The sequence below is a fragment of the Pseudoalteromonas sp. NZS127_1 genome, assembly GCF_015864295.1.
Lineage (GTDB): Bacteria > Pseudomonadota > Gammaproteobacteria > Enterobacterales > Alteromonadaceae > Pseudoalteromonas > Pseudoalteromonas arctica.
On the sequence record NZ_JADYXO010000020.1, the window covers coordinates 32,239 to 44,808 of the forward strand.

General features: G+C 40.9%; 11 protein-coding genes. 7 read left to right on the forward strand and 4 right to left on the reverse strand.

Features of this window, described 5'->3' with window-relative positions; translation table 11 throughout:
* Positions 1-37 precede the first annotated feature (37 nt).
* The gene (gene yeiP / locus I6F50_RS16160; RefSeq protein WP_007580599.1) at positions 38-610 is read right to left on the reverse strand and encodes an elongation factor P-like protein YeiP; all 573 of its coding nucleotides are present in this window, start codon (positions 608-610) and stop codon (positions 38-40) included.
* Positions 611-804: 194 nt separating this feature from the next.
* On the opposite strand from yeiP, the gene I6F50_RS16165 reads away from it, so the two are divergent.
* Entirely contained in the window at positions 805-1,191 is a 387-nt protein-coding gene (locus I6F50_RS16165) for an MmcQ/YjbR family DNA-binding protein (protein ID WP_007580596.1), read from the forward strand.
* Positions 1,192-1,227: 36 nt separating this feature from the next.
* On the opposite strand, the gene I6F50_RS16170 is transcribed toward I6F50_RS16165, so the two are convergent.
* The 3 genes from I6F50_RS16170 to fadI form a co-directional block, all read right to left on the reverse strand.
* A complete protein-coding gene (locus tag I6F50_RS16170) occupies positions 1,228-1,737 on the reverse strand; it encodes a GNAT family N-acetyltransferase (RefSeq protein WP_007580595.1) in 510 nt (169 codons plus the stop codon).
* A 73-nt stretch (positions 1,738-1,810) separates the two neighbouring features.
* Entirely contained in the window at positions 1,811-4,018 is a 2,208-nt protein-coding gene (gene fadJ, locus I6F50_RS16175) for a fatty acid oxidation complex subunit alpha FadJ (RefSeq protein ID WP_165729177.1), read from the reverse strand.
* Entirely contained in the window at positions 4,018-5,328 is a 1,311-nt protein-coding gene (gene fadI, locus I6F50_RS16180; protein ID WP_004335629.1) for an acetyl-CoA C-acyltransferase FadI, read from the reverse strand. Before fadI ends, fadJ begins: the two co-directional genes overlap by 1 nt.
* A 306-nt stretch (positions 5,329-5,634) precedes the next feature.
* Here fadI and I6F50_RS16185 point away from each other — a divergent pair, with 306 nt between their 5' ends.
* The 6 genes from I6F50_RS16185 to I6F50_RS16210 are packed head-to-tail and all read left to right on the forward strand — an operon-like array spanning position 5,635 to position 12,547.
* A complete protein-coding gene (locus tag I6F50_RS16185; protein WP_197176719.1) occupies positions 5,635-6,591 on the forward strand; it encodes a MoxR family ATPase in 957 nt (318 codons plus the stop codon).
* Positions 6,592-6,594: 3 nt separating this feature from the next.
* Complete coding sequence (locus tag I6F50_RS16190) at positions 6,595-7,539, forward strand: DUF58 domain-containing protein (RefSeq protein ID WP_197176721.1); 945 nt, start codon at positions 6,595-6,597, stop codon at positions 7,537-7,539.
* A gap of 2 nt (positions 7,540-7,541) precedes the next feature.
* Complete coding sequence (locus tag I6F50_RS16195) at positions 7,542-7,976, forward strand: DUF4381 domain-containing protein (protein ID WP_004335624.1); 435 nt, start codon at positions 7,542-7,544, stop codon at positions 7,974-7,976.
* Positions 7,969-8,955 carry a VWA domain-containing protein gene (locus I6F50_RS16200; RefSeq protein ID WP_166419194.1) on the forward strand — a complete coding sequence of 329 codons (987 nt, stop codon included), beginning with the start codon at positions 7,969-7,971 and terminating at the stop codon, positions 8,953-8,955. Before I6F50_RS16195 ends, I6F50_RS16200 begins: the two co-directional genes overlap by 8 nt.
* Positions 8,955-10,895, forward strand: coding sequence for a VWA domain-containing protein (locus I6F50_RS16205; protein WP_197176723.1), 1,941 nt, complete (start codon positions 8,955-8,957; stop codon positions 10,893-10,895). Before I6F50_RS16200 ends, I6F50_RS16205 begins: the two co-directional genes overlap by 1 nt.
* Positions 10,889-12,547 (forward strand): BatD family protein, encoded by a 1,659-nt coding sequence (locus tag I6F50_RS16210; RefSeq protein ID WP_197176725.1) that lies wholly within the window; start codon positions 10,889-10,891, stop codon positions 12,545-12,547. Before I6F50_RS16205 ends, I6F50_RS16210 begins: the two co-directional genes overlap by 7 nt.
* Positions 12,548-12,570 lie beyond the last annotated feature (23 nt).

Below are 12,570 nucleotides of genomic sequence, written 5' to 3' on the forward strand. Positions count from 1 at the left end.
AAACACAGATTCGGCTTTTAAAATTATAATTTACGCGTTACTTTTCAGCACGACCCATAAATTTGTGTTCAACAGTATTAATACGGATACGGTCACCTGTTGAAATATGCTCTGGCACAGAAATATTTAAGCCAGTAGACATACGTGCAGGTTTTGAACGAGCACTCGCAGATGCACCTTTGATAGATGGGTCTGTTTCTTCAACAACAAGTTCAACACTTGACGGTAAATCAAGCCCTACTGGCGCGCCATCAATAACAATTACGTGTACGCCTTGTGTTTCTTCATTAACAAATAAAATTTCTTCGCTAATAGCATCTTTGCTTAAGTTATAAGGCGTGTAATCTTCATTATCCATGAACACATACTCGTCACCATCAATGTACGATAGCATTACTTCACGGCGTGTTAAATCAGCCAGCGTTAGCATGTCACTGTCTTTGAATGTTTCGTCAACTTTACCACCGGTTACCACATCGTATAAACGCATACGGTATAAACTACCACCAGCACGACCTTGCGGCACAGAGCGCACAATATCTTTTACAACTAAAACGCGGCCATTGAAGTCAATAGCAGTACCTTTTTTAACATCACTCGCCTTTGGCATGTGTGAATTCCTATTATTTTTTTGATTGCCAGAAACATACCACGAACTGGATTTTGTTCAACTAAAATTACGTTGGTTTTACGCTACATGTTGTATTAGCTTGTAAAATTTTAATTTATACTAAAATACATATAATCAAATGTGAAAAAAACTGCTATGGTAGCTTTACCGAGTATGACTTCAAGGAATGGATCATGGACCAGAAAAAAGTACATGAGTATTTAGTTAAAAAACCACTTGTTCAGGTTACAAAACCATTTGCGCAAGAGGTTGATGTATATAAAGTGAATCATAAAATGTTTGCGACTCTTGCTATTGGCAATGACGGTCAAACTAATGATGATGGTGAGGTTATTTGGTGGCTTAACTTAAAGTGCGATCCTGATGAAGCAATATCATTGCGTGATATTTTCCCGGCAGTGATCCCTGGTTACCATATGAATAAACGCTTATGGAACACAGTAATTTTAGACGGCACAATTCCACAAGGTGAAATTGAGAGAATGATTGATAACTCATTTAATTTAGTCGTAGAAAACATGCCAGAAAAAGACCGAAAAGCTATTTCACTTCACTTGTAAACACTTTTTGGGCTAGGCTACTAGCCCATTAAAACCCTACACCTTAAGCGTATAAATTAAATCGTCATATAACTTTTCGCCTATTGTATGCACTTTAAAAAGTGTATCGGTATGGGTTAAACCGCACTTACCAAGCACCTTTTCAGAACCAATATTGCCACGCGTTACGACTGCTTTAAACTGCCTAATACCACATTCTTTCCAAGCCCAGTCAATCACAGCTCTTAGGGATTCTGTCGCGTAGCCTTTATTAAAATACTCTGGCAATAATAAATAACCAAGCTCTGCGGTTTCTCCGTCATAGGCAAAACCTGTAACACCCACAGGTTGTTTTGTTTGATTATTAATAATGAGTAAACACAGGGGATGACGTGATTTAGCATTCCACTTAGGCAAGCGTATCTCAAAGCGGTTTCTTACCAGTGACTCCATTGGCATATCAAAACAATACTTGAGGACTTGAGGATCGCGATGAAGCGCAAGAAAAAGAGGCCAATCAGATTCTTCCATTTGGTATATGCTCAATCTTTGTGTAAATAATGTCATTAAGCTCCTCATTTATTTATAAAAACTATAAAAAAACCGCATTTAAATGCGGTTTTTTTAGATAGCAGAAACTTTATTCTTTCGTTTCAATCTCTTTGGTAACTTCAGGCTCAGTTACACTTTGCTCTTGTGACTCAGTGCTTTGTACTTCAGGAGCTACAACCTCAACATGTGTTGCGTTATAAAAAGTAGCACCAGAGCTTGCCATTGTTACCAGTGATTCACATGGTGCAAAGTTAGCATCGCTGTTAGCTAATGTAGACATATCAGAGCTTATTTTACTTGCGCCTAATTTATCCATATAGCTAAACGGGCCACCTAAAAATGGTGGAAAACCAATACCAAATATTGCACCGATATCGCCATCACGTGGGCTGGCAATAATGCCATCATCTAAACAGCGTACTGCTTCGTTAAGCATTTGCGATACACAACGCTTAGCAATTTCGCTCTTGTTTAAACGTGGAGCCGGGGTAACACCCAATAGTTCGTAAACTGACTCATCAACCTTTTTGCCTTTTTTATCGTATTCATAAAAACCACGACCAGACTTACGGCCAAGGCGTTTTGAATCAATCATACGCATAAATGCATCAGGGCCTTTAAAACGCTCGCCTAATTCTTTTTCAAGAATTGGGGCAATTTTAGAGCCAATATCAATACCTACTTCATCAAGTAGAGCCAGCGGGCCTACCGGAAAACCGAACTCAACAAGCGCTGCATCAATCTTTTCAATTGGCTCGCCTGCTAACATTAAGTTAGCAGCTTCGTTTAAGTAAGGCGCTAAAATACGGTTGACGTAAAAACCGGCCATGTCTTTTACAACAATTGGCGTTTTACCTTGCTTACGTGCAAAGTTAACAACGCGGGCAATGGTCTCTTGAGACGTACCTTCGTGTGGAATAATTTCCACTAATGGCATTTTTTCCACTGGTGAAAAGTAATGCAAGCCAATTACATTTTCAGGACGTGCTGCCTGCGCTGCAATTTGCGATATTGGTAATGATGACGTGTTACTTGCAAAAATTGTATTTGCTTGGCATTGCTGCTCTACGTCTGCAACCATACCTTGCTTAAGTGCAAGGTCTTCAAACACCGCTTCTATTACTAAATCAATGTGTTTAAAGCCACTGTAGTCAGTTGTACCTGTAATACGGTTCATCGTTAACTGCACATCAGCTTTAGACATAATACGACGCTTAAGACGCTTATCTAAAATTTTATAGGTGTAGCTCATTGCATTACTAATGCCCTGCTCTGCTACATCTTTAATACGTACCGGTACTTTAGCTTTAACAGCACTTACGTGCGCAATGCCTGCGCCCATTAGTCCACCACCTAAAACAGCAGTTTTGCTTATTGCGGGTGCGTCATCATTGCGCCACTCTTTTTTCATTTCAGTCGTTGCAAAGAAAATACCGCGAAGCGCTTTCGATTCGTCACTCATTACAAGTGTTGCAAAGCTTTCAGCTTCTGTTTTATACGCTTTTAGCTCATCAAGCTCTACACTAGCTCGCACTGCTTTAATAATAGCTAGTGGTGCTGGGTAGTGCCCGCCCGTTTTTTTAAGTACGTTTTCTTTTGCTTTTTTAAAGATAAAGTTACGACCAAACGGGTTTGACTCTAGTAATTTACTAATATTGTCGAGCTTTGGCTCTTTTGCTTGTGGCTTTTTCTTCGCGGCAAATTCTTTTGCAACTTTTAGCAGCACACTGTGCGGTACACAATCATCAAGCACGCCTGCTTTTTTAGCTTGCGTAGGGCGAATTTGTTTACCTGTTAGCATCCACTCAAGTGCTTTTTGAATACCAACAATTTTGGTTAAGCGCTGGGTGCCGCCGCCACCTGGAAGTAAACCAAGTTGTACTTCTGGTAAGCCAATTTTTGTTAAATCACTGTCGGTACCAACACGGTAATCACATGCTAAAGCAAACTCTAAACCACCACCTAATGCAGCGCCATGAATCGCACTTACTGTTGTGTATGGCAGTTTTGTCATATCAAAAAACGCTTGATGACATAGCTCGCTAATAGCTAAAGCATCTTCACGCTTTTGAACGCTATCGAGCATTTTCACATCGGCGCCAGCAATAAAGTTATCGCTTTTTCCGCTTATAAATACCATGCCTTTTACATTTTGCGACTTAGCGTCTTCTAGTAATGCTTTTAAATCATCGGCAAAACTGCTGCGCAGGGTATTCATTTTCTCACCCGGCACATCAATCGTTACCACGGCGATTTTATTTTCATCTACCGCTAAATTAAATACTGAATCAGTCATTACGCGCTCTCCAATACAAAGGCTGCACCTAAACCACCAGCAGCACACGCTGTTGTTAATGCTAAACCGCCACCACGACGTTTAAGCTCGTGTAAGCTTTGCGTAATTAAGCGTGCACCTGTCGCTGCAAATGGGTGACCATATGCTAAAGAGCCGCCGTTAACGTTAAACTTATCCATGTTAATTTCGCCAATTGCTTTGCTGCGACCTAAATGCTCTTGTGCAAATTTGTCTGAGGCAAACATTTTCATATTGGCAAGTGTTTGCGATGCAAACGCTTCGTGCATTTCAATTAAATCTAAATCAGCAAGGGTAATACCCGCTCTATCTAGTGCAATAGGCGTTGAATGAGCTGGGCCCATTAACATGTCTTTTTCTACGCCAATTGCCGAAAATGCAAAGCTACGTACGTAACCTAGTATTTCGTAGCCAAGTGCTTTTGCTTTGCTTTCGCTCATCATAAGTACGGCCGCTGCACCATCTGTTAACGGTGTTGCATTTGCTGCGGTAACTGTACCGTGCTGGCGGTCAAACACCGGTTTAAGCTTAGCGTAGCCTTCAACCGTTGAGTTTTTACGAATGTTGTTATCTTCTGAAATAAAGCTTTTATATGGCGGTAAATGCGCCGTCATTACTTCATCTTTTAACTTTCCATCAGCCCATGCTTGCGTTGCAAGTGAGTGAGAACGATGTGCTAATGCATCTTGATCTTCACGGCTAATGTTATGTGTTTTAGCCATTTGCTCAGCAGTTTGCCCCATTGAAAGGCCTGTTGAGTACTCTGCAACTGCAGGTGGCACTGGTAATAAATCTTTTAAACGCAGTTTTGAAAATATTTTTAAGCGTTGACCAAGCGTACGCGCTTTATTTAAATCAACTAAGCTGCCTGCTAGCTTTTTACTTACACCAATTGGCAATACTGATGACGAATCTGCGCCGCCCGCAATACCTACACTTACAGAGCCTGCCATAATAGACTCAGCTACATTGGCAATTGCCTGAAAGCTGGTAGCACATGCGCGCGATACAGAATATGCATCAACCGATACTGGCATACCTGTGCCCAATACAATTTCACGTGCAATATTTGGCGCTTCTGGCATTTGTACTACTTGACCAAATACAAGTTGATCAATTTCTGACTTATTGAAATTTAATCGTTCAAGCATTTCGTTAACCACCAACTTACCCATATCAAGTGCAGGTACATGGTGAAACGCTGTTGCTTGCTTTGCAAAAGGTGTACGTAAGCCGCTAACTATGGCAATACGGTCGCCCTTTGGTGTTTTTAGTATGTTTTGCTCAGACATTTATGCTCTCCCGCTGACAGGTCTGACCTGTTTGTTTTCCTCGATTCTAAACAACCCGTGTGCTAAAGCCAATAGAAAAACACAAATTTATATAAACAGTGTTTAATTACGACTATCACAATAGGCTTTTTTAGACGCATTTACAAAGTTTTGTGGTACGCTAAAAATCGTTAAAAAATAACGAACTATTTTAAAAAATACAGTCTAACTCTTGAGTTACCCAATTATAAACCTTATAAATAGGTCTGTATTTATCACCTAACACTATTAGGTACAAACCCAGCTGACGAGGACAGTCCACTTATTATGGCAGCTAACGCATTTTCACAATTAAAAACGTACTTAGATACACAAATCATTGGCCAGCCAGAGCTTACACAAGCGCTACTTATTGCAATTTTAGCTGATGGTCATTTATTAGTAGAAGGGCCTCCGGGGCTTGCAAAAACACGTGCAGTTAATGCACTTGCAAAAGGTATTGAAGGCTCGTTTCAGCGCGTACAGTTTACGCCAGACTTATTACCGGCTGATGTAACAGGTACCGATATTTACCGCCAACAAACTAGCGAGTTTGTATTTGAAAAAGGCCCTCTTTTTCACAACCTTATTTTAGCCGATGAAATTAACCGCGCACCAGCCAAAGTACAATCAGCATTGTTAGAAGCCATGGCAGAGCGCCAAGTTACCGTAGGTAAAAACACCTATCCGCTTAGCGAGCTGTTTTTAGTTATGGCTACACAAAACCCGCTAGAGCAAGAAGGGACTTACCCGTTACCAGAAGCCCAGCTGGATCGTTTTTTACTGCACCTAAGTATTGGTTACCCTGGCGCAGAGCATGAGCTTGATATACTACGTTTAACACGCGGCGAAGCACTTAACGAACAACAGCCGGTATTACAAAAGATTAGTCAAAGCGATTTATTTGCTGCCCGAAAAGAAATACTAGGGCTTTATTTAGCAGAGCCGCTTGAGCAATACCTAGTACAACTTATTATTGCCACCCGTGAAGGCGCTAAATTAGATGCACAACTAGGTAGTTGGATTGAATTTGGTGCAAGCCCGCGTGCAACAATAGCACTTGATAAATGTGCTCGTGCTCATGCATGGCTTCAAAGCCGTGACTTTGTAGCACCTGATGACATTCAAGCTGTTGTGCATAACGTCCTGCGTCATCGCATTATTTTAAGTTACGAAGCCCAAGCCGATGGCATTACTAAAGATCAAGTAATAAGCCGTATAGTTGAACTTGTAGCCGTACCATAAGTTATGCAAAAACAATTAGATCCCCAAGCATGGCTTAAAGAGAGCCATAGCAACGGTGTTAATTTAGCACTTAAAGAGCTGATGTATTACAAAGCCAAAGCGCAATTGCTTGAGCTTGCCCCTAAGGTAAAAATAAAAAATACCTTAACAGGGCAATACCTTGCACCGCACAAAGGCCGAGGAATGGAATTTGCCGAAGTGCGACATTATCAGCAAGGTGACGACATTCGCTCTATTGATTGGCGAGTCACTGCGCGTACCGGCGAAACTCACACAAAGCTCTTTCAAGAAGAGAAAGAACGCCCTGTGTTTGTGTTTACTGATTTTTCAAACTCGATGCTGTTTGGCTCAAAGTTACTGTTAAAGTCGGTTCAAGCGGCGCATATAAGCGCCCTTGTTGCATGGTCGGCGTGTCAGCGCGGCGACAGAATTGGCGGCATTGTGTTTAATCAGCACTCTCATTTGGAGCTAAAACCCAGTGCTCGCGAAAAAGCAGTCCTTAAGCTTTGTCATAATTTATGCGACAACCACCTGCAAGCACTCAACAACATTGATAAAGCAGCCACTAACAACTTTAGTGATAACCTAAAGCGCCTTAATCATTTAGCAAAACCTGGCAGCTTAGTGTATTTAGTGTCTGATTTTAACGCTCTGGATGATGCCAGCTTTAAGCAACTCGAAATATTAAGCCGCCACTGCGAGCTTATTGGTTGCCATATAAGCGATCCGTTTGAGCATCAGTTACCTGCGTTTAAGCAAGCCGTTACCGTTAATGCAAATGGCCAAGACTTTGCCCTACCATTAATGGATAACAGCTTTAGAGAACGCTTTGCTAAAAATGCAGAACACGCATTTAGCACGCGCTTTAATCGCCTAACTAAATCGGGTCTTAACTTAATATCATTCAATGCAGCAACACCGCTTGAGCTGCAATTAGTGAGAAAATAACCATGCAAACCAATCCACTCGATGGCCTGCACGACATAATAGCGCCAAGCCAAGTTAATTGGTGGCCACTTGCCCCTGCTTGGTGGGTTATTATTGCACTGCTGTTTTTAGCACTGTGCGCAGCTATTTATATATTTTATAAAAAACATAAATTTAAAAAGCCTAAACGCTACGCAATACAATTAAGCCAAAGTGAGCAAAACCCTCAGCAACTGCATATTATTTTAAAACGTTTAGTGATTGAATATTACGACAAGCGCCTTGCTGCGCAATCAACCTCTAAATGGTGTACAACACTTAATACGCTTACTGGCTTAAGCTTTACAGAACAAGAAATACTAAGCTTGTATAACCCCAGCCAAAAAGATACAACCCTGTGCGAAAAATTTCGCCAAGGTATTAAACAATTTAAAATAAAGGAGTCAGTAAATGTTTGAATTTAGCTGGCCATGGTTATTTTTATTACTACCCTTACCTTTATTACTTTTACTATTAAAACCTGCTGCAAGTAATGCCAGTACGCGTTTACGTATACCCAGTTTTGCAAAGCACAATTTAACCAGCCAAAGTATTGAACCACACGCACAACGTTTAAATCCTTTCGAATGGATAATTTGGTTATTACTTGTTACTGCCGCTGCCAATCCAACATGGCTAGATGAGCCAATCTCATTGCCAAATGAGGGTCGCGATATAATGCTAGCTGTTGACTTATCAGGCTCAATGACCGAACAAGACATGGCTTACAACGGCCAATATGTTGACCGCCTTACCATGGTAAAAGCCGTACTCAGTGATTTTATAGAGCAGCGTCAAGGCGACAGGCTTGGGCTGATATTATTTGGCGACACCGCGTTTTTACAAACCCCGCTAACGCGCGACGTTAAAACAGTAAGTAAAATGCTCAGCGAAGCCCAAATTGGTCTAGTGGGACGCGCCACAGCTATTGGTGATGCATTGGGTCTTTCGGTAAAACGCTTTGCCAATAAAGATGAAAGTAACCGTATTGTGGTGCTATTAACCGACGGACAAAATACCGCTGGTAATTTAAACCCAGAAGATGCACTACTGCTAGCTCGCGAAGAAGGTATTAAAGTGTACACCATTGGTGTTGGCTCAGATAACCCACGTGGTTTTAGCCTCTTTAATATGGGCGGCTCTAGCGGCAGTAATTTAGATGAAAGCTTACTTAAAAAGATTGCCGAGCAAACTGGCGGATTATACTTTAGAGCCAAAGATGTAGCAGGCCTTCAACAAATTTACGCAGAGCTTGATAAGCTTGAACCTATTAGCGCTGATGAACAAACATTTCGCCCACAAAGCTCATTATTTTACTACCCATTACTTATCGCTATTTTACTTATTAGCTTAAAAGTAATGCTTAGTACACTGCGTGCATTAAAGGAGCCAAACTAATGGATTTTGAATTTATTCGCCCTGCTCTTTTATGGTTACTCATACCTGCTGTGGCATTATTTTTTATTGCCTTAATTAAGCATAAAAAAGCGACCAGTGAGCAGCTAATTGCACCACATTTAGCACAATTTATAATGAGCGAATCAAACACTAAAGCCAGCCAACCTCTTTGGCTTATTGCTTTGTTTTGCAGCCTTGGCATTTTATTTAGTGCAGGACCTAGTTTTGAGAAAAAACAAGTGCCCGTATTTCAAAGTAAAAGTGCCCGCGTAATTGTTATGGATATGTCGTACTCAATGTACAGCACCGATATTTTACCAAATCGTTTAATGCAATCACGCTTTAAAGCGCTTGATATGATTGAGCTGTTTAAAGAAGGCGATACCGCGCTTGTAGCCTACGCAGGCACGGCCTACATAATATCGCCGCTAACAAACGACGCCACAACACTTAGTAATTTAATTCCAAGCTTGAGCCCTGAAATAATGCCAGACAAAGGCTCAAACGTTTTAGCCGGTCTTGATATGGCCAAAGAGCTATTAACGCAAGCGGGTTATATTGATGGCGACATTATTTTAGTAACCGATGGTATTGACCAACAAGAACAAAGCGACGTGAGTAGCTTTACCAGTAACACCCAATATAGATTAAATATATATGGTGTAGGTACCGCTCAAGGCGCACCGATAAAATTACCTGAAGGTGGTTTTTTGAAAGACAGATACGGCCAAATTGTAGTCCCTACACTTAATGCAGCTCAGCTTAAAAATTTAGCATCAAGCAGTGGCGGTAAATTTGCGAGCTATCAGCCTAGTAATAACGACATAAATACATTTGCTCCAAGCGCGCAAAGCGAATTGTTAAAAGACGAAAAACAAAGCCATGCACTTTGGCGAATAGATGCCGGTATATACGGACTGTTACTGCTATTGCCATTTGGCTTGTATTTATTTAGACGCGCTGCCTTATTAGGTGCTTTTTTAGTATTTAGCTTTTTACCCCAGCAAAATGTGTATGCCGTAGAGCTCCCTACTCTTTTGCAAAATGCAGATCAACGTGCATTAGAGGCTTACAATAATAAAGAGTACGATGCAGCAACACAGGCTCAATCAAGTGAACTAAAAGGCGCTGCGCTTTACCAGCAAGGTAATTTTGATGCTGCACTTAATGAGTTTAGTAATGATAAGTCGGCTAGCGGTTTGTACAACTACGGTAATGCCCTTGCCAAAGCTGGCAAGCTTGAGGACGCAATTGAAGCCTACAAACAAGCCCAAACCTTACAAGACGACTTTACACAAGCAGCTGACAACCAAACTTTAGTTGAACAATTACTAAATCAACAAGAGCAACAAAACCAGCAAGATCAGCAAAGCGACGGCGACGACTCTCAAGACCAAGATAATAGCCAGAAAAAAGATGAGCAAAACCAAGGGCAAAATTCTGATGAGTCAAAACAGGATCAGCAACAAAATGGTGATAAAAGCGATTCTGAAAAAGGCGAAAACGAAAGTCAAAGCCCCAGCGATGAAAAATCTGATAAAGAATCAGATAAAGAGTCTGAACAATCAAAAGATCAACAAGGTGAGCCTGGAGAGCAATCAGACAAGCAAAATGAACCTGATATGCAAGCCCAGCCACAAAGTGAGCAAGGACAAAATAAAGACGCTGACCAACCTAAAGACGAGCAGCAACAAAGTAAGCCACAAGCAATGAGCGAGCAACCTGCTAGTGATGAGCAAAAGCAAAATGCTCAACAGCAGGCAATGCAAGCCCAAGCTAGCGAATTGACTAACGAAGAGAAAGAAAAAGCGCAACAGCTTAATCAACTACTTAGAAAAGTCCCGGACGATCCGGCTATTTTATTACGGAATAAAATGCAATTAGAAGCCCAAAAAAGACAATATAAACGTCGCCCTACAGGAGTCGAAAAATCATGGTAATGCGATTATTTTGCTGTTTATTGCTATTAAGTGCGATGCCTTCATGGGCTGCCACCAAGTTAGAAGCCAGCGTAGATAAAAACCCTGTTTTAGCAGGTGAATTTTTTATGCTTAATATATCCGTAGACGATACAGTTAAAGGCGAGCAACCTGACACCTCTGCACTGTTAAAAGACTTTGTAGTAGGCCCGACTAGCTTAAGCTCTCGTACCAACATTATTAATGGCAGCATTAATAAGCAAACTACGTGGTCGGTTAAATTAATGACCCGTGCTGAGGGCGAATACACGATTCCGGCATTTAGCGTTGCAGGGTTAACCTCACAGCCTATTAAATTAAAAGTAGCAAAACGCTCTGTTGATGCAGATAAAAATAACGAAATATTTTTAAAAACGTCACTATCGAGTAATTCATTGTTTGTGCAAGAAGCCGGCGTTTATACTATTAAGCTTTATCTTGCAAAAGAACTGCTTGATGGCAGTTTAAGCACACCAAGTATGGAAGACGCTCAGCTTACGCAATTGGGTAAGCAAGCAGAAGGCTATGAGCTAGTTGATGGTAAACGCTATCTTGTTATTACTCGCGAATATTTAATTCAGCCACAAAAAAGTGGTGCTTACACTATTGCAGGCCCCGCTTTTCAAGGACGAGTACAACAAAATTATCGTCAGTTAGAAGTATCGGCCCTTGGGGACGATCAGCAAGTAGAAATTAAACCAATTCCGAGTGACTACAAGGGCGCATGGTTACCAAGCGAGCTAGTTAGTCTTGATGAAGAATGGCAACCTAACGACAACACCGTAGAAGTAGGTACGCCTATAACACGTACTATTACACTTACCGCGCTTGGTGTTACAAAAGAGCAACTGCCTGAAATTACAATGCCTACTATTGATGGCATACGCAGCTACCCTGATAAAAAAGAAAATAACAATGCAGTACGTGACGGACGTGTTGTATCGCAGCAAACTGCATCGTATGCATTATTACCGCAAAAACCAGGTACTTACACTTTACCTGAAATACAGCTGCCTTGGTTTAATACTAAAATGAACCGTATTAGCGTAGCTACATTACCAAAGCGCACTATAACGGTAACGCCAAGTAGTACTGCACCTAATACCGCTGTGGCAAACCCACAATCAAACCCAAACAATTTACCTGCTATTGAAAATGTTTCGAATGAAGCGACAGGCACACAACGTATTGAAACTAAAAGTGATACTCCTCTTTGGTTAATAGTTGTTGCCGCTTTAGGGTATATTTTATGGATTGGTACTGTAATTTTTTATCTAGTTACCCGTTCTTCTAAAAATACGACTGAAAAAGTACAGATTAATAGTGGGCGTATTGTTCAGCCAAACTTAAATGAGCTTAAAGCTTTAGCTAAAACACAGGATGTGAAAGCTTTTTACAATGCACTAAATAGCTTTGCTATAAAAGTTACCCACAAAAATGTGGGCGCTATTGATGAGCTTTGTAGCCGCATAAATAGTAGTGAGCTAAATGGTTTTATTAACCAATTACAGGCGCAACTTTATAGCAATAAAGACGCAAACACGGATCTTAATGCTATTATTAAAATTATTGAGAATTATCAAACTCAAGCATTAAAATCGCAACAAGCTGTATTAAAAGATCTTTATGATTAATAACGACTATAAACAGGTCTTTT